Source organism: Christiangramia oceanisediminis (assembly GCF_022570735.2).
In the GTDB taxonomy this organism is placed as follows: domain Bacteria; phylum Bacteroidota; class Bacteroidia; order Flavobacteriales; family Flavobacteriaceae; genus Christiangramia; species Christiangramia oceanisediminis.
In genome coordinates, this window is record NZ_JANCNS010000001.1 from 1274717 (window position 1) to 1293986 (window position 19270).

The window sequence follows — 19270 nt, forward strand, 5'->3', positions numbered from 1 at the left end:
TAGACATTTACACCATAATTTAATTCAATATAATGGGAGATATTTATTTGTTGATGTTAGTTGCCTTAGTGGTACTTGCCGTTGCCGATTTGGTAGTGGGAGTTAGCAACGACGCGGTAAACTTTCTTAATTCGGCTATAGGTTCCAAAGCCATTTCCTTCAAGACCATCATGGTTGTTGCGAGCCTTGGGATCTTCATAGGAGCCGTTTTTTCAAGTGGAATGATGGAGGTAGCCAGGAAAGGCATCTTTATGCCAGGTGAATTTTATTTTGATGAGATCATGATCATTTTCATGGCCGTTATGATAACCGATATCCTCTTGCTCGATTTTTTCAATACCCTCGGGATGCCTACATCCACTACCGTTTCTATTGTATTTGAATTACTTGGAGCGGCCGTGGTCATGGCATTGATCAAGATAAGCGCCAGTGATTCTGAAACCGTTGCGAACCTCGCGAGCTATATAAATACCGATAAAGCCACCCAGATCATTTCTGGAATATTCCTTTCTGTGGTGATCGCATTCACTATAGGAGCCCTGGTACAGTGGCTTTCCAGGATCATTTTCACCTTTGAATATGAAAAGAAGATCAAGAACTTCGGTGCCCTTTTTGGTGGTTTTTGTCTTGCTGCGATAGGCTATTTCATATTTTTCAAAGGCCTTAAGGGAACCCCTTATTACGATGATTTTAAGGACGTGCTTGAGAATCAGGCGATTTACGTCTTACTTGGGAGCTTCGTTTTCTGGACACTGTTCTCGTATTTCTTTATGAAAATCTTCAAAAGAAGTATACTTATTTTTGTGATCGCTGTTGGAACTTTTGGTCTGGCACTAGCCTTCTCCGGAAACGACCTTGTGAACTTCATAGGGGTGCCAATGGCTGCCTACCACTCATTCCTTGCCTGGTCTGAATCTGGGATAGCACCGGGAAGTTTTTCAATGGAAGTGCTTCAAAGCAAGGTTCCGGCCCAGCCTTACCTGCTGTTTATCGCCGGGGGGATCATGGTGGCAACACTTTGGCTGTCTAAAAAGGCCCGCAGTGTGGCTGAAACTGAAATTGGCCTTTCACGCCAGGGTCACGGTTCTGAAAAATTCAGTCCGAATCTTTTGTCCAGAAGCCTGGTAAAAGGAAGTACCAGCTTATTCGATGGCATCAAGAAGATCCTTCCGGTTAGCACCAAACAAAGCATGAGCCGAAGATTCTCCAAGCCTGAAGAAGGTGATGATTTTCAGAATATTGAGGATAAGCCGGCTTTCGACATGATACGTGCTGCGATCAACCTCACCGTTGCAGGTGTATTGATCTCCATTGCGACTTCTTATAAATTGCCGCTTTCAACTACTTATGTAACCTTTATGGTGGCCATGGGTACTTCCCTTGCCGATAGGGCCTGGGGCCGTGAAAGTGCCGTTTATAGGGTAGCCGGAGTGCTAAATGTAATTGGAGGATGGTTCTTTACTGCTTTTAGCGCATTTGCTGCTGCAGGTATACTTACCTATATCATCTTCCTTGGAAGAGGTCCTGCGATTGCCATTTTATTGTTGCTGGCAATTGGTTTATTGGTAAGGAACTATATTTCTCATAAAAAACAACAGGAAGCTAAGACCGACAAATCCGGCCTTAAAAAGTCTGAAAGCAAAACCGTACAGGGAATCATTTCAGAAAGTGCGAATAATATCGCGAATGTGGTGAGTCGCACCAATAAGATATATACCGATGTGCTGGAAGGCCTTTCTTTGACCGAAAAGAAGAAACTGAAGAAAAGCAAAAAAGGTGTTGCTAAACTTGATGCTGAAATTGAGGAATTACGAGACCATATTTTCTTCTTTATCAAAAGCCTGGACGAGACCAGCGTTAGGGGAAGTAGTTTCTATATCACCATCCTGGGTTATCTTACTGATATTGCGCAATCGCTTGAATTCATCACCAAAAAGAGTTACAAGCATGTGAATAATAATCACAAACCCCTGCGTTATAACCAGATCAATGACCTTAAAGAAATAGATGATTCTCTTGAATTGCTACTTAAGGAAATCGAAGAGATCTTTACCGAGAGAAAATTTGAAAGAATAGGCCTTGTTCTTGAGAAAAAGGATAAGATCATGAATTCCCTTTCTGAAAAGATCGAAAAGCAGGTTTCCCGCACCAGGACCGAAGAATCCAGCCCAAAAAATACCACTCTTTATTTCAGTATTCTTCTGGAGACAAAAGACCTGGTGAACAGTTTGATGAAATTGATGGAAGAGTATAATAATTCTTATAAGAAAGTTTAGATTTCGAGTTCTAAATTGGTAAAAGAGCCGTTCTGAAAAGGACGGCCTTTTTTATTTTAAAGTTTACGGAAGCATTCAGTAGCCTGAATCATTTCAATCTTCTTCTGAATTTCAATAACTTTAGGAAAAAGACCAATGAAAGTGGAACTTCAAAATATTGAGATCGAAATAGTTAAGGGAGATATTTCAAACCAGCCAGACCTGGATGCCGTGGTGAACGCTGCAAATGCCGAACTTGCTCCTGGTGGAGGTGTGGCCGGTGCCATCCATAAGGCTGCGGGGCCAGAGCTTTACGAAGAATGCAAGTCCCTTGCACCCATCGCTCCCGGCGAAGCTGTGATTACAAGAGCTTATGGTTTGCCTAACCAGTTTGTGATTCATACCCTTGGTCCCGTTTATGGAAAGGATAAACCCGAAGACCAGTTGCTTTCTAATTGCTACAGGAACTCCCTCAAACGCTCTGAAGAGAAAAAACTTGGTTCTATTGGGTTTCCGGGGATCTCCACAGGGATTTTTGGTTATCCTAAAGAAGATGCCGTATCGGTTGTCTTTAGCACGTTAGTAACCGAATTACCCAACCTGGAGCATCTTAAAAAACTTAGATTTGTAGTCTTCAGCGATGCTGATCGTGAATTATATGAATCAAAACTTAAGGAAGTCGCTGTTGGCTAACCAACTATTTATACTACATGAATAATTTTTCAGCTACCTATACAGACCAGTACCAGCTTGCCATGGCGCAGGTCTATTTCAATAAAGGCCACCGGGAACACCGGGCTGTTTTCGACTATTTTTTCAGAAAATTACCTTACAAAGGAGGTTTTGCCGTTTTCGCCGGCCTGGAAGATCTGCTTTCGATCATCCAGGATATTCGGTTCTCAAAAGCCGATCTTGATTATTTGCAAAAGCAGGGTTTTAAAGGAGAGTTCCTGGATTATCTGGAAGATTTCAGGTTTCGCGGAACCATACATTCGGTGTCGGAAGGCGATGTGGTCTTTCCAACCCGTCCCGTCCTACAGGTTGAGGCAAATATTATTGAAGCCCAGATTATTGAGACCATCCTGCTAAATCTTCTGAATTTTCAGACACTTGTGGCCACGAAAGCGAGCAGGATGAGGCAGGTGGCCGGGGAGGCCCATCTACTCGATTTTGGTCTAAGACGAGCCCAGGCTACGGGTGGTTTTTACGCCACAAGGGCAGCTATGATCGGGGGCTTTAACGGAACCAGTAATGTGATCGCCGGAAGAGAACTCGATATTCCGGTTTCGGGAACCATGGCTCATTCCTTTATTCAGAGTTATGATGATGAATTAACCGCATTCAGGGATTTTGCTGAAGACAGGCCGGAGAATTGTGTTTTGCTGGTAGATACTTACGATACTTTAAAGAGCGGGGTGCCCAATGCGATAAAGATCGCGAAAGAAATGGAAGAGCGGGGACATAAGCTGCTTGCCATACGGCTCGATAGCGGGGACCTTTCTTATTTCGCCAAGGAAAGCAGGAAACAACTGGATGCCGCCGGACTGGAATATGTTAAAATTGCTGCTTCCAACCAACTGGATGAATACGTGATCAAGAGTTTGCTTGAACAGCAGGCGCCGATTGATGTTTTCGGGGTTGGGACCAACCTGGTCACCGGCGATCCCGATGGGGCGCTTGATGGAGTCTACAAACTTGCCTGGTCTAACGGGCAGCCACGGATCAAAATTTCTGAAAGTATCGTCAAGATAACCCTTCCGCATAAAAAACAGGTTTTTCGTGTCAAGGATGAAAACGGAAAATGTATTGGAGCAGATGCCATTGGTCTGGATTCCGAAGAAATGGTGGAAGAAATGTTCCATCCGCATGAGCCTTATAAATCCTTGAAAATTGGCCAGTTTCAACAGGAAGGACTATTGAGAAAAGTGATGGAGAACGGGAAAATGCTTATCGAAAAAAGATCGCTTGAAGAGATCGCCGATTATTCAAAATCCCGCCTTGCCGAATTACCGTTGGAATACAAGCGTTTCAATAACCCGCATATCTACAAGGTTGGCATCAGTTCCAGGCTTCAGGAGGAGCGCGAGAAATTAATTCAATCCCATAAAAATTCAGCTTCATGAAAGTTTTAATAGTGATAGATGTTCAGAACGATTTTATGCCAGGAGGAGCTCTGGCGGTACCCAGCGGTGACGAGATCGTGCCGGTGATCAACGATTTAATGCACAGGTTCGACCTGGTGATAGCAACCCAGGACTGGCATCCATCCGGACACTCCAGTTTTGCCACCAGCCATGAAGATGCTTCAGAATTTGAGGTTATCAAACTCGATGGGCTCGACCAGGTAATGTGGCCAGACCATTGTGTGCAGGGCAGCAGAGGAGCAGAATTCCATAAAGACCTTAAAACTGAAAATTTTGAAGCTATTTTCAGAAAGGGAACCAATCCTAAGATCGACAGTTACAGCGGTTTCTATGATAACGCGCATTTGAAGTCCACAGGCCTGGCTGGGTTCCTGAAAGAAAAAAATGCTGAAGAGCTTTATTTTACAGGCCTCGCCGCAGATTACTGCGTTTATTTTTCAATGAAAGACGCTATTGGCGAAGGCTTTTCGTCAAACCTTCTAGAAGATGCCACAAGGCCTCTGAAACAGGACGAATTTGAAAAAGCTAAAATAGATTTGCTAAGAAGGGGTGGAAAGATCATGAAATCTAAAGACCTGGATTTTTAGAAATTCAGGTAATACACATAGCCCACGGCCAGCCATAATACAAAATCATTGAACTTATTCTGGGGTTTCTGAACATCGAGGCCTTCGAGCTTATCGGTGTCATAGTAATGTGCCCTCGCTTCCAGCATGAGGTCGTTATACCTGCCCAACCGGTATCTAACTCCGCCGCTTCCAACAATCGCGAAGGTATGCCCGGGTTCCATGAAAAGTCCGTCTTCAAAAGTGGGGAACAAAACCTTGGGGCTGTCCAGTGGACCAAGGTCTGAATAAGCGCTGGGATTATAATAGACATAATGCACGCCTAAACTAATGTAAGGAGAAAACAGGGTTGCGAAATCCCTGGCTTCTTTTATCCCAAAAAGATGGTACTCCAGGGCGAGCCCGCCCTGGAAAAGTTCGGTATTTCCATGCATCGCACGGAGTTGCCTTCCGCCTTCGGTATCTTTTGATGCCACCGGCCCGTAATGGTCCAGTTTGGATTTCAGGTAATTTATTTCGGTTCGAAGTCTGAAGTGTTTGGTAAAGAATAATTTAGTTGGCCTGCAACTACATTCCGGCTTAAAAGCGAGGTTCATATAATGTACGAGACCAATTCCGAAGCCTTCATTCTCGAGGTTGTTCCGCACATTCCAACGTTCTCCGTAATCGGTAAAAAATCCGGCCGGGCCCAAAAAAGTGCCAATCTCATGACCTATATGTAACTGGCCAAAAGTCTTTCCACTCCAAAGCGAAAGAATTAACGTGAAAAAGAAAATTGCCTTGGTTTTCGACATGTAGATGACTTGGCTAGTTAACAAATATAGCAAAATACCTTAACGAAAATATCGGGAAGACCGGTATATACCAAGCTCTATTTTTAAAAAGTTAATATTATATGAAATACAAAAATGAATCTACTAATCCTTAGAGAATATTTATATTTGTGCCATTAATTGGACGTGATTTTCAAAATTTAATAATAGCGCCAGTCATTATGGAAAAAAACATCAAAGAATTCCTGGATAAAGTATCTACCAGGAACCAGAATGAACCCGAATTCATGCAAGCGGTTCATGAAGTTGCAGAAACTGTAATCCCTTTTATAAAAGAGAATAAGAAGTATCAGAATAAAATGCTTCTGGAGCGAATGGTGGAGCCAGAAAGAGTGGTGATGTTTAGAGTGCCCTGGCTGGATGATAAAGGGGAGATCCAGGTAAACCGTGGTTTCAGAATCCAGATGAACTCAGCAATTGGCCCGTACAAGGGAGGTTTGCGTTTTCACCCTTCAGTAAACCTAAGTATCCTTAAATTCCTTGCTTTTGAGCAGGTGTTTAAGAACAGTCTTACCACGCTGCCTATGGGAGGTGGAAAAGGAGGTTCAGATTTTGACCCGAAAGGAAAATCAGATAATGAAGTGATGAAGTTCTGCCAGAGCTTTATGAACGAACTATATCGCCACATTGGTTCTAACTGTGATGTTCCGGCAGGGGATATTGGTGTTGGAGGCCGTGAGGTAGGTTACCTGTTTGGACAGTATAAAAAATTACAGAATGAATTCACCGGTATCCTCACCGGAAAAGGACTTTCATACGGAGGATCGCTAATTAGACCAGAAGCTACCGGTTACGGTAACGTCTACTTTGCACAAAATATGTTGAAGACCAGAGGTGAAAGCATTGAAGGTAAAACCGTGGTGATCTCTGGATCTGGTAACGTGGCCCAATATGCGGCTGAAAAAGCCATCCAGCTTGGAGCTAAAGTGGTGACCATGTCTGATTCCAGCGGATTCATCCACGACGAAGATGGAATCGACCAGGAAAAACTGGAATTCATCATGGAATTGAAGAACGTTCAGCGAGGACGTATCAAGGAATACTTGGATAAATATTCTTCAGCTAAATATCATGAAGGTGAAACACCATGGAATATCAAGTGTGATATAGCACTTCCATGTGCGACTCAAAACGAACTTCAGGAAAATGATGCGAAGATACTTGTTAAGAATGGTTGTATTTGTGTAGGAGAAGGGGCGAATATGCCTTGTACTCCAGAGGCCATTGCGGTATTCCATAAAGAGAAAATATTGTTCTCTCCAGGAAAAGCGTCTAATGCCGGGGGTGTTGCTACTTCTGGTCTTGAGATGTCTCAGAACTCGATGCGATACAACTGGACTGCCCAGGAAGTAGATAATAAACTACATGAGATCATGAACGATATCCACGAAAAGTGTGTGGAATATGGTACTACCAAAGATGGTTATGTAGATTATGTAAAAGGAGCCAATATTGCAGGATTTGTAAAGGTTGCCGATGCGATGCTCGCTCAGGGTGTTGTTTAAGTAAACCGATTCTTATAAAACGAAAGCCGCTTTCTCAAAGCGGCTTTTTTTATACCTTCACGGCAAAAATTTCTGAATGCTGGTCAAGACCGAAGCCATCGTAATTAGCTCTTTAAAGTACGGAGAAGCCGATCTGATCGTAAAGATCTATACCCTGGCAGATGGTTTAAAGACCTATATGCTTAAAGGCGTTCTGAAATCTAAAAAGGGTAAATTCAAGGCTTCCATGTTCCAGGCATTGAGCCAATTAGAGATCGTATCCAATCACCGGGGAGCCGGCAAAATGGAATATTTGAAAGAGGCTAAGGTGATCAACGCCTATCAAAGCATTCATTTTAACCCGGTTAAAATGGCCATGTTGATGTTCCTGGCTGAAATGCTTAAAATCACGGTTAGAGAGGAAGAACCTAATCCACCCTTGTTTCATTTCCTGCAGGCTAGTTTTGCCTATCTTGATGCCGAGGATAAAATAGCTAATTTTCACCTTGTTTTCCTGTTGCATTTAACCAGGTACCTGGGTTTTCAACCCGATAGCCAGCACGAAGATCTGCCGGTTTTTAACCTGCTTGATGGCGTTTTTCAGGAAGTACCATCCAGCGATTACTGCATCGAAGGCAAAAATGTTGAATTGCTGAAGAGCCTCTTAGGCATTGATTTTGATGAAATGCAGCACATAAAATTGAACCAGGTGAACCGGAATGACTTCCTCAATATGTTACTTTTGTATTTCGAGTTGCACGTGGAAAGCTTTCATGAACCCAGGTCACTGCAGGTCCTAAAAGAAATATTCGGTTAAATGCGCATAAAACTATTGCTTCTTTTTCTATTTATAAGTTCAATTTCTTTTTCTCAAAAGATCAGGGTGCTCGATGCCAATACGGGGGAGCCGCTGGTAAATGTCGCTATTTACAACAAAGATAAATCTAACTACGCGATCACTAATATCTCTGGCCAGGCCAGTATCTCCAATTTTACAGATACAGAGGTCATGATCTTCAATATGGTAGGTTATGAAGAAACTTATCGCCGAAAAAGGGAGGTACTAAATAATGATAATAAAGTGTTGATGGAGCCGGGGAAAAATCAACTGGACCAGGTAACGCTTTCGGTTGCCCGATTCAAGCTTCAGAAGAACGAGATTCCTCAAAAAATTGTTGGCATTACATCCGGGGATATTCAGCTTGCAAGCCCGCAAACCTCTGCCGATCTGCTCGAAAGCACCGGGCAGGTTTTTGTTCAGAAAAGTCAGTTGGGAGGCGGAAGTCCCATGATCAGGGGATTTTCAACGAACAGGCTGCTTTTAACGGTGGATGGAGTTAGAATGAATTCGGCGATATTCAGAAGCGGAAACCTTCAGAATGTGATCTCCATTGACCCTATGATGGTAGAAAATACCGAGGTAATCCTGGGGCCGGGTTCGGTGGTATATGGTAGCGACGCGATTGGAGGAGTGATGAACTTCTTTACACTGAAGCCTAAATTCAGTTTTAATGAAAAGACCTCGCTTTCCGGAAATATCTATACTCGATATGCAACCGCAAATAATGAGAATACTGTACATGCCGATTTAAACCTGGGTCGGGATAACTGGGCCTTCAGGACCGGCGTGACCTATTCCGATTTTGGGGATCTAAGGATGGGAGAGCACGGCCCTGATGATTACCTGAGACCGGATTATGCGGTTCGTGAAAATGGTGAGGACATCATGGTAGATAATCCAGATCCTCTGGTGCAGAGACCAACCGGTTATGAGCAGATCAATCTGCTGCAAAAGGTGAAATTTATGCCATCAAAAGACTGGGATCTGAACCTGGGGCTTATCTATTCAAATACCTCCGATTTCCCCAGATACGATAGGTTAGCCAGGAAGCGTGACGGAGTTTTAAGAGCTGCCGAGTGGTATTATGGTCCGCAAACATGGTTTATGGGCAATTTTAAGGTAAATCATCGCAGTGACTCTAATATCTATGACCGGGTTCAGTTCACAGCTGCTTACCAGTTCTTTGCAGAAAGCCGTAATGATCGTGATTTCGGAGAGCCTATTAGGTTCAATACCGAAGAAAATGTAGATGCCTATTCGGCCAACCTCGATTTTGAAAAGGCCTTTTCTGAAAGCAAATTATTCTATGGCTTTGAATATGTGCTGAACAATATTAATTCTGAAGGCAGTTTCAGAAATATCGAAACTAATGAAACCGGAGTTACTGCCAGCAGGTATCCCGATGACTCCAAGTGGCAATCCATTGCGACCTATGCGAGCTACCAGTGGAAATTAAGGGAAGATCTTTCCCTGCAATCCGGTGTTCGGTACAACCACATTTTGGTAGATGCAAGTTTTGATAATCAATTCTATGATTTTCCGTTCGATAGGGCCGATATCAGTACCGGAGCGCTTACCGGAAGTCTTGGTCTTAACTGGCGTCAAAATGATGTGATGGGATGGCGACTGGGGCTTTCCGCCGGTTTCCGGGCGCCGAATATTGACGATGTGGGTAAGATCTTCGACTCTGAACCGGGATCAGTAGTGGTGCCAAATCCAGATCTAAAGTCTGAGTACGCCTATAATGCCGAACTGGGAACAGATATCAATCTTTCTAATAAGGTGAGACTCGACCTAACGGGATATTATACCTACCTGGACAATGCGATGGTACGAAGGGATTATAGCCTGGATGGTGTGACCGAGATCGATTACCAGGGTGAGTTGAGTACGGTGCAGGCCATTCAAAATGCAGCTCATGCCTATGTTTATGGAATTGAAGCCGGGCTGGAAGTTGACTTTTCGGTTGCTCTAAGACTAAGGTCCCAGTTCAGTTATACCGAAGGAAAGGAAAATGAAGGGGGTGATTACGTTCCGCTCCGGCACGCAGCGCCTATGTTCGGAAATACTCATTTGATCTGGCATAAACGCCGGCTGAAATTTGACCTTTTCGCTGAATATAACGGCCAGTTCGATTTTGAAGACCTCGCGCCGGGTGAGCAGGATAAACCCTATTTATATGCACTGGATGAGAATGGAAATCCATATTCGCCTTCGTGGTATACACTCAATCTTACCGGCCAGTATGAGCTGAATTCAAACTGGCTGGCAACGGTTTCCGTTGAAAATATAACTGATCAACGGTACCGAACTTATTCTTCTGGAATTGCTGCGGCGGGAAGAAATCTGATCATTGCCCTGTCTTATAGCTTTTAAATAAAATCACTCTGGAAATACCCGGTAGGCCGTGTTAATTTCAGTTTCAGGCAGCTAACCCGCTTAAGCAGGTGATTTTACCATTTTATAACCTCTTCTTTTACTAAAAATCCTTATTTTCGCACATCATTTGAAAAAAGGAGATAATGAGCAGAAAATTCCCTGAATATAAAGGTCTTGACCTGCCTAAAGTGGCAGAAGAAATCCTAAACTACTGGGAAGAGAATGATATTTTCGAAAAAAGTGTGACCACCCGTGAAGGAAAGGAACCATTCGTGTTTTTCGAAGGTCCGCCTTCGGCCAATGGTTTGCCGGGGATTCACCATGTGATGGCTCGTGCCATCAAGGATATCTTTTGTCGCTACAAAACCCAGAAGGGTTACCAGGTAAAACGTAAGGCCGGTTGGGATACCCATGGTCTTCCTGTGGAGCTTGGAGTGGAGAAGGAATTGGGAATTACCAAGGAAGATATCGGCTCAAAGATCAGCATCGAAAAGTATAATGAAGCCTGTAAGAACGCGGTAATGCGTTATACTGATGTTTGGAACGAACTTACTCAAAAAATGGGTTACTGGGTGGATATGGATGATCCATATATCACCTATAAGTCAAAATATATGGAAACGGTTTGGTGGCTGCTTTCCGAGATCTATAAAAAAGACCTGATCTATAAGGGTTACACCATTCAGCCTTATTCTCCAAAAGCCGGAACCGGTTTAAGTTCGCATGAGCTTAACCAGCCCGGAACCTACCAGGATGTGACCGATACCACGATAACGGCCATGTTCAGGGTTAGGGAAGAGACGCTGCCGGAATTTTTAAAGAACGAAGAGAATTTATTCTTTATCGCCTGGACCACCACGCCATGGACACTTCCGTCCAATACGGCGCTTACCGTTGGTCCAAAGATCGATTATGTTACGGTAAAGACCTACAACCAGTACACTTTCGAGCCTATTACTATCATTGTGGCGAAGGAGCTTGCCGAAAAACAATTCGACAAAAAATTCAGAAAGGCAGAGTCTGAAGAAGACCTGAAGTCTTATTCAAAAGAAGATAAAAAGATCCCTTACCTGGTTGGCGAAAGCTTCAAAGGTAAAGACCTGTTAGGCATCACTTATGAGCAGTTACTGCCATATGCTTTGCCAAATGATAATCCTGAGAATGCTTTCAGGGTTATTTCAGGGGATTTCGTAACTACCGAAGATGGTACCGGGATCGTTCATACCTCGCCTACTTTTGGTGCAGATGATGCCCTGGTAGCCAAACAGGCCACACCAGAAGTTCCACCTTTACTCGTTAAAGATGAAAACGGAAACCAGGTACCCCTGGTTGATCTTCAGGGTAGATTCAGACCTGAAATGGGTGAACTGGCTGGGAAATACGTCAAAAATGAATATTACGATGAAGGCCAGGCTCCGGAAAAGTCGGTAGATGTCGAGATCGCCATCAAGCTGAAGGAGGAGAATCGCGCCTTTAAAGTTGAAAAATATGTTCACAGCTACCCGAACTGCTGGAGAACCGATAAGCCTATACTATACTATCCGCTGGATTCCTGGTTCATCAAGGTGACCGAATTCAAAGACAGGATGCATGAGCTAAACCAGTCCATCAACTGGAAGCCAAAATCTACCGGTGAAGGCCGTTTTGGGAACTGGCTGGCAAATGCCAATGACTGGAACCTGAGTCGTAGTCGATATTGGGGAATTCCGTTGCCTATCTGGAGAACTGAAGATGGAGTAGAAGTGAAGGTCATGGGTTCAGTAGCGGAACTTCAGGAAGAAATGAAAAAGTCGGTAGAAGCTGGCTTTATGGATGAAAATATCTTTAAGGATTTCGATCCTGCAGATATGAGCGAGGAGAACTACGAGAAAGTAGATCTTCACAAGAACGTGGTAGATGAGATCATCCTGGTTTCCGATTCAGGAAAACCTATGAAACGCGAGGCCGATCTTATCGACGTTTGGTTCGATTCAGGCTCCATGCCGTATGCTCAATGGCATTATCCATTCGAAAATAAAGAGAAGGTAGAGAACAAATGGCGTAAGGCCGACTTTATCGCAGAAGGTGTTGACCAGACCAGGGGATGGTTTTATACCCTGCATGCGATCGCGACCATGACCTTTGATGATGTGGCCTATAAGAACGTGGTTTCTAACGGTCTTGTGTTGGATAAGAATGGTCAAAAAATGTCCAAAAGACTGGGCAACGCGGTAGATCCATTCGAAACACTTGCCGTTTATGGTCCGGATGCGACGAGATGGTATATGATCTCCAACGCCAATCCATGGGATAACCTGAAGTTCGATATCGAAGGCATAGGAGAGGTGCAGAGAAAGTTCTTTGGAACGCTCTATAACACCTATTCGTTCTTTACGCTCTATGCGAATATCGATGAATTCACTTATTCTGAAAAGGATGTGGAGCTTTCAGAAAGACCGGAGATCGACCTATGGATACTTTCCGAATTACATACCCTTATCGAGAAGGTAGATAAATTCTATGCCGATTACGAACCCACCAAGGCTACAAGGGCTATTTCTGAATTCGTACAGGAAAACCTGAGTAACTGGTTCGTGAGGTTAAGCCGAAGAAGATTCTGGAAAGGCGATTATGAGCAGGATAAGATTTCGGCTTATCAGACGCTTTATACCTGTTTGGAAACTGTGGCGAAATTAGGAGCTCCTGTTGCACCGTTCTATATGGACAGGCTGTTCAGAGACCTGAATGCGGCTACCGGGAAGGATACTTCAGAATCGGTACATACAGCCGATTTCCCCGCTTATGAACGAAAATTTGTTGATAAGTCCCTGGAAAGGAAGATGGAAAAGGCTCAAACCATTTCATCCTTAGTGCTTTCGCTTCGTAAAAAAGAGATGATCAAGGTAAGACAACCGCTGCAAAGAGTAATGATCCCAGTACTTGACAAAGAACAGGAACAGGAGATCAAAGCAGTTGAAGACCTTATCAAATCTGAGGTGAATGTGAAGAAAATCGAGTTGATCGATGATGCTTCAGGCCTGTTGAAAAAGCAGATCAAGCCGAATTTCAGAGTTTTAGGTCCAAAATTCGGAAAGGATATTAAGCTGGTAATCAATAAGATAAATCAGTTTACTTCAGATGATATTGCCAAAATCGAACAGGAAGGCGAAATAAGCGTGCAGATTAACGAAAAAATGGTTAATTTGTCACTAGAGGAGGTAGAAATTACCTCACAAGATATCGAGGGCTGGCTGGTTGCCAGCAGTGGAAACCTTACGGTAGCCCTTGACGTTAGTATTACAGAAGAGCTTAAAAAAGAAGGAGTTGCCAGGGAATTGGTGAACAGAATTCAGAATCTAAGAAAGGATTCGGGCTACGAAGTGACTGACACCATTGATGTGACCCTACAAAAAGACGGCATTGTCGAGGATGCCGTTAACGACAACATAACTTATATTAAGAACGAAACATTAACTGCAAACCTCGAATTTGCAGAAGTGGTAGATGAAGGCGCCGAGATTGAATTCGATGATATTGCCACTAAATTGTTTATTAAAAAACATTAAAGCCATGTCTACAGAAGTAAAAGAACGTTACAGCGACGCCGATCTGGCAGAGTTCAAGGCTCTGATCAAGAAAAAGATTGAAAAGGCACAGGAACAATTAGAGATTTACAAAACTGCTTATAAGAACGACGGTAACAACGGAACCGACGATACCTCTCCTACTTTCAAGGCTTTTGAGGAAGGAAGTGAAACCATGAGCAAGGAAGCGAATTCTCAGCTGGCTATTCGCCAGGAAAAATTCATCAGGGATCTTAAGAATGCCCTGATGAGGATCGAAAACAAGACTTACGGAGTTTGCAGAGTGACCGGTAAGTTAATTGCAAAAGAGCGTTTGCTTTTAGTGCCTCACGCAACTTTAAGCATCGAAGCAAAGAATATGCAACGATAAATTGTTTTAATTTTATAATAGAACGTCCTGCTTCGTAAGATGCCAGGACGTTTTTTGTTTAAACGCGAGATGATGAGGCCTTTTTGTATCTTATTTTTGCTCTTCGGAATTATGGCTCATGCGCAGCGTGAAACCATGGAAACCATAGATGCACGCAACATCAAAATCCTACGAATTGCTACCGATGAGGTCTACCAGATCAAATTGTTAGCTTCGAAAACTTCAGACATTTCCATCAAAACTCGTTCTGAAGGAGAATATTTCAGAGATATTTATTTAGATACTTCAATTAAGGATGGAGTATTAAAAATCAACAGTCGATATCCCCAGCGACTTGCAGGCGGATATGATAAATTAAGTGCTCACAAGGTCTTTTCTATGGAAGTGGAGATCGAGGTTCCTGAAGGATTGGAGATCAGTATAACTTCTAACCTTGCTTCGGTCATAGCCACCGGGAATTTTGAAAGCATTCAGGCCGACCTAAAACAGGGTTACTGCAAATTGTTGAATTTTTCTGGAAGCGCAAGGATCAATACCTATTCCGGGGATATCCTGGTTGAAGCCCACTCAGGAAAGATAGAGGCAACAACCAGGAACGGCAAGCTCGTACTTCCCGATTTTTTACCTGGCCAGATGCCCTTAAGGCTCACCAGTATAGACGGCGACATTCAGGTTAGAAAAACTAAATATTAATTGTATTTTTGAGCCGTTTTAACAAGAAAAAATCAATGTCTCTTAAAAAAGCCGGTATTATTATCATCCTGATCCTTCTAATAGATCAGATCTCCAAATTCTATATTAAAACTAATTTTGCCCTCGGGGACGAGGTGGAAGTTTTTGACTGGTTCCGAATCCTTTTCGTGGAAAACGAAGGGATGGCCTGGGGAACTAAGATACCGGGAGAATATGGTAAACTGGCGCTTACGCTTTTTAGACTGGCCGCTATCACCGGTATTGGTTACTGGCTATGGGATAGCGTACGCAAGAATGGCTCGAGATTATTGATCGTTGCGATCGCTATGATCTTTGCAGGTGCTTTCGGTAATATAATCGACTCGGTGTTCTACGGGATCATTTTTAACGATAGTTACGGGCAGGTAGCGAGCTTTATGCCTCCAAATGGGGGTTATGGCACTCTTTTCCACGGAAAGGTGGTAGACATGCTCTATTTTCCGTTATGGAAGGGTTATCTTCCGGAGTGGATCCCGTTCTGGGGAGGAGAATATTTCACGTTCTTTGAACCGGTTTTCAATATCGCCGATTCTGCGATCAGCGTTGGTGTGGCTCTGCTGCTTATTTTCAATAAAAAGGCATTTCCAAAGCCAGAAGAAGAGAAAAAATAATCAGGCAGCCGTCTTTTCGAAGATCTTCTCGAATTTTTTTAGCTCAATGGGTTTGATCAGGTAATCGGTTACCAGGTTGAATGATTTTGCTCTTTCCAGGTCTCGCGGATCTATGGAAGAGCTTACAACGTATAAGGTGATCTTTTTGTTCAGGTTATTCTTGATCTTGATAAATTCATTCAGGAATTCCCAGCCATCCATCACAGGCATGTTCAGGTCGAGGAAGATGATATCGGGAAGTTTATCTTCATCGGTGGTATTTTGCATGATCTCCTTGAAGTAATCCAGGGCTTCCTTCCCGTTTTTGTAGATGAGCAGATTTTCTGAAAGCTTTTTGATCTCAATGATCTTCTTGACTAAATTCACGTATATCTTATCGTCATCAATGATACACGCCAGTTCTACTTTTTGCCCCATAATCGATAGATCTAGAATTTGATTTTAAACGTCGTACCAATGTCCAGCGTACTGCTAACAGATATGGTCCCCCCAAGGGCTTCTACCTGGTTCTTAGTAATGAACAAACCAATTCCTTTGGCCTCGGGATTATTTTGATGGAAGGTTTTATACATCCCAAACATCTTATCACCATACTCCTCGAGGTCTATTCCCATACCATTGTCGCTCACTTCAAGATACTCCTTGTCGTTCTCAACATAGGTCTGAATAAAGATGACCGGTTTACGCCCCGGTTGTCTGTACCGGATTGCATTGGTGATTAAATTTAGTAAAATACTTTCAAGATACTCAGGGATGTAGCGGATTTCTTTCAGATCCTGAAATTCAGCGACGATTTTTGCATTTTCTCGATTAATCAGGGAAGAAATCGATGCCAGAACAACGTCGAGCGCTTCATCAAATCGAATATTTACCCGTTCTTTTTTAAGCGAGGTCTGTATACTAACAATATCATTCAGGCGGGAAATTGCATTATCGAGGTTCCCGGCCACATCTTCAACGTTGGCCAAAAGATCCAGTTTGTCCCTGTCGGTTTTAGATTCCCTAAGCAGTTCACAAATCAGGCTCAGGTTACTGCTATGAGACCGCAAATGATGGGACACGATATGGGCAAAATTGAAAAGCCTTGAATTTTGGGTGGCAATGATATCTAACGAATTCTGAAGGTTGAGCTCGTTATTCTTGTTTTCATCTATATTCTGAAGCACCCCTCGAATCCCTATGATGACCTGCTCGTCATTATAAACGGGCTTGCCGGTAAGCCTTACCCAGAATTCCCTGTTCTGGAAAGACAGCATCTTTAATTCCAGTTTAAAGGGAATACCAAAATTCTCACATTTTTCGAAGGCATTAAGCATGCGGTTGTGATGCTCCTTCGCATAGAACTTCATGCGATCTTCATAGGCTGGTTGAAAATCTTTGGGGCAATCAACGATCTTCCTGGAAACATCGTCCCAGTAAATATTCTTATTGACCGTATCTATATACCAGCCGCCGGTTGAGGTCATTTCGGCTGTTTCTCTATAATAGAAGAAGTTTTCCTCGATGGTGTACTGGTCGCGCTTGGTCTGGTGAATATTGACAAAAAGCAGTACGGCTGTTTCCCTGAAACTGTTGCCGCGGCTTTTTTGATTCTTGCATTCGAACCAGCGATACTTGCCGTTTTCCAGCCTTAATTTGATCTCGAAGCTAAAGGTTTCGTTCTCCTTCAGAAGTTTTTCAAAATGTATCCTGAAGTCGTATCGATAATCGGGGTGTAGTATATGGTTGATGAAAAACTCGAAGCGATCTTCATCGATCTGTGGTTTCCCTACCAGTGAATCAAAATGCTGAGACCATGAGATTTCCTTGGAAAACAAATTGATCTTCCAGTAGGCAATATCAAAGTCTTCCAAAATGCTATTTAGCTGTAGGTCGGTAAGCATTCAAGTGATTTGTCTGGTTAAAAATAACTTAAACAAGGCATTCCCGCAAAAATTATTTTAAGTCCCAAATTCATAAATTTTTTGTGGTGTGATGCAATAATCTAATGGCACATCACTGCTAAAGATCTCTTTGATCTCGTTTACTGGCTCAAAAAATGAGAGGCCAATTTTGACGATCCCGGGTTTACAGTTGGACAGGAATTTATCATAGAATCCTTTTCCATAGCCCACCCGATGGCCCTTTTTATCGAATGCCAATAAGGGAACGAAGACCACATCCAGTTTTTTGGTATCTATCTCTATTCCGTCCTGTGGTTCCGGAATGTTCCATCGATTCTTTTTAATGACGGTTTGATCGGTGAGCAGGTAATGGCGCATGCTTCCCGTCTCGTGTTCGGTCTTTGGGATCACTACTTCCCGGTCTTTTCCCTGGAGGATGTGCAGTAAGAATTCGGTATCTACTTCTTTCTGTTCAGCGATGCTTAGGAAAATATGAAAGAACCTGTAATCCCAAATTGGCAATTCCAGGCTCCAGTTAGCGATTTGAAGGCTTTTCTCTTCGATCTCGTTTTCACTGAGTTCCAGCCGAAGAGCCTTGAAGTGTTTCCTGATCTCACTCTTCTGCATGTTCCTCGACTTTTGGCTGGGTTGAAATATGAAAGATCGCGTCACCCTGGTAAACGATAGGTGATTCGTTTACGTTGATCACATAACCTTCAGTATTCGATTTGATCTTATGCCTGAATTTTCCGTAAGGATCGGTAATGGTAGCGATATATTCGCCTTTTTCCACATGCTTGCCGCAGGGTACTTTTACGTGTAGCAACCCACTATACTTGGCTCTAAGCCAGGAACTGGTTTCGATAAGTACCGTTTCCTTTTTAACATCGGGATATTCGAATCTTGGGGCTAACATTTCCAGGTGGCTCAGGATCCTCATCGCACCTTCCACGCCATAACGGGCTACATCTTTATTGCTGTCAAGGGATTTTCCACCTTCAAACAATAGTACCGGGATCCCTAGTTTGGAACAGGTCTCACGGTAAGATTTTGTAATGGTCTTGGAGTGAATGGTAAAAGGAGCATTGAAAATCTTTGCATATTTGATGCTTTGCTCGTCTCCCTTTTTCACCCGAATTTGCGGTGCGTTGAACCTGGCAGCTCCCCCGGTATGAAAGTCCAGGCAGAAGTCGGCAATTGGCAATATCTTTTTTACGAACTGGTAGGCGAACCGGCTGGCCAGTGAGCCATGCTTGGTTCCCGGGAATACCCGGTTAAGGTCTCTACCGTCAGGAAATTCACGAGACATGTTCAAAAACCCAAAAATATTGACGATGGGAATGCATATAATGGTTCCTATTCGCGGTTTGTTCATTCCTTTGGAAATGATCTGCCTGATGATCTCCACTCCGTTGATCTCGTCCCCGTGAATCCCGGCGGTTAGCAAAACAACCGGGCCGGGTTTTTTAGAGCGTTCGATTATGACCGGTACCTCTACAGAAGTAGTGGTGTAAAGCTTGGCCATATTAAAATTGATGGTAGCTCCCTTCCCGGGCAGTACCTTTTCTCCTAAAATCTCAAGAACATTGTTCTTGTCTATTCTCGGCAT

Annotated in this window: 16 protein-coding genes; 11 read left to right on the plus strand and 5 right to left on the minus strand. The window is 43.3% G+C overall.

The genetic code is table 11. The features are described 5' to 3' along the window. Positions 1–32 precede the first annotated feature (32 nt). From MKO06_RS05760 to pncA, 4 genes are all read left to right on the plus strand, one after another. Positions 33–2276 (plus strand): inorganic phosphate transporter, encoded by a 2244-nt coding sequence (locus MKO06_RS05760; RefSeq protein ID WP_241549701.1) that lies wholly within the window; start codon positions 33–35, stop codon positions 2274–2276. Positions 2277–2411: 135 nt separating this feature from the next. Further along, the gene (locus tag MKO06_RS05765; RefSeq protein WP_241549702.1) at positions 2412–2948 is read left to right on the plus strand and encodes a macro domain-containing protein; all 537 of its coding nucleotides are present in this window, start codon (positions 2412–2414) and stop codon (positions 2946–2948) included. A gap of 17 nt (positions 2949–2965) precedes the next feature. Beyond that, a complete protein-coding gene (locus MKO06_RS05770) occupies positions 2966–4378 on the plus strand; it encodes a nicotinate phosphoribosyltransferase (protein ID WP_241549703.1) in 1413 nt (470 codons plus the stop codon). Continuing rightward, a complete protein-coding gene (pncA, locus tag MKO06_RS05775; protein WP_241549704.1) occupies positions 4375–4986 on the plus strand; it encodes a bifunctional nicotinamidase/pyrazinamidase in 612 nt (203 codons plus the stop codon). The genes MKO06_RS05770 and pncA overlap by 4 nt, the downstream gene beginning before the upstream one ends. Here pncA and MKO06_RS05780 read toward each other — a convergent pair. Then, positions 4983–5759, minus strand: coding sequence for a THC0290_0291 family protein (locus MKO06_RS05780; protein ID WP_241549705.1), 777 nt, complete (start codon positions 5757–5759; stop codon positions 4983–4985). The genes pncA and MKO06_RS05780 overlap by 4 nt on opposite strands. A gap of 200 nt (positions 5760–5959) precedes the next feature. Between MKO06_RS05780 and gdhA the strand changes: the two genes are divergently transcribed. The 7 genes from gdhA to MKO06_RS05815 all read left to right on the plus strand — a co-directional run bounded on the left by gdhA (position 5960) and on the right by MKO06_RS05815 (position 15778). After that, positions 5960–7303, plus strand: coding sequence for an NADP-specific glutamate dehydrogenase (gene gdhA / locus MKO06_RS05785; RefSeq protein WP_241549706.1), 1344 nt, complete (start codon positions 5960–5962; stop codon positions 7301–7303). A 76-nt stretch (positions 7304–7379) separates the two neighbouring features. Then, a complete protein-coding gene (gene recO, locus MKO06_RS05790; protein WP_241549707.1) occupies positions 7380–8099 on the plus strand; it encodes a DNA repair protein RecO in 720 nt (239 codons plus the stop codon). After that, positions 8100–10499: a TonB-dependent receptor gene (locus MKO06_RS05795; protein WP_241549708.1), complete on the plus strand. Its 2400-nt coding sequence runs from the start codon at positions 8100–8102 to the stop codon at positions 10497–10499. It begins immediately after the preceding gene. Between the two features lie 146 nt (positions 10500–10645). Then, on the plus strand, positions 10646–14047 hold the full coding sequence (ileS, locus tag MKO06_RS05800) for an isoleucine--tRNA ligase (protein ID WP_241549709.1): 3402 nt from the start codon (positions 10646–10648) through the stop codon (positions 14045–14047). Between the two features lie 4 nt (positions 14048–14051). Continuing rightward, positions 14052–14435 carry a TraR/DksA family transcriptional regulator gene (locus MKO06_RS05805; RefSeq protein ID WP_156280785.1) on the plus strand — a complete coding sequence of 128 codons (384 nt, stop codon included), beginning with the start codon at positions 14052–14054 and terminating at the stop codon, positions 14433–14435. 69 nt (positions 14436–14504) lie between these two features. Beyond that, positions 14505–15128, plus strand: coding sequence for a DUF4097 family beta strand repeat-containing protein (locus tag MKO06_RS05810; RefSeq protein WP_241549710.1), 624 nt, complete (start codon positions 14505–14507; stop codon positions 15126–15128). A 35-nt stretch (positions 15129–15163) separates the two neighbouring features. After that, the gene (locus MKO06_RS05815; RefSeq protein WP_241549711.1) at positions 15164–15778 is read left to right on the plus strand and encodes a lipoprotein signal peptidase; all 615 of its coding nucleotides are present in this window, start codon (positions 15164–15166) and stop codon (positions 15776–15778) included. Here MKO06_RS05815 and MKO06_RS05820 read toward each other — a convergent pair whose 3' ends face one another. From MKO06_RS05820 to MKO06_RS05835, 4 genes are read right to left on the minus strand one after another with little or no spacing between them, the layout of a single operon-like run. Further along, positions 15779–16195, minus strand: coding sequence for a response regulator (locus tag MKO06_RS05820; protein ID WP_241549712.1), 417 nt, complete (start codon positions 16193–16195; stop codon positions 15779–15781). It lies immediately after the preceding gene. Between the two features lie 11 nt (positions 16196–16206). Then, positions 16207–17661, minus strand: coding sequence for a sensor histidine kinase (locus tag MKO06_RS05825; RefSeq protein ID WP_241549713.1), 1455 nt, complete (start codon positions 17659–17661; stop codon positions 16207–16209). 57 nt (positions 17662–17718) lie between these two features. Continuing rightward, a complete protein-coding gene (locus MKO06_RS05830; RefSeq protein WP_241549714.1) occupies positions 17719–18288 on the minus strand; it encodes a 5-formyltetrahydrofolate cyclo-ligase in 570 nt (189 codons plus the stop codon). After that, positions 18275–19270 carry a succinylglutamate desuccinylase/aspartoacylase family protein gene (locus MKO06_RS05835; protein WP_241549715.1) on the minus strand — a complete coding sequence of 332 codons (996 nt, stop codon included), beginning with the start codon at positions 19268–19270 and terminating at the stop codon, positions 18275–18277. Before MKO06_RS05835 ends, MKO06_RS05830 begins: the two co-directional genes overlap by 14 nt.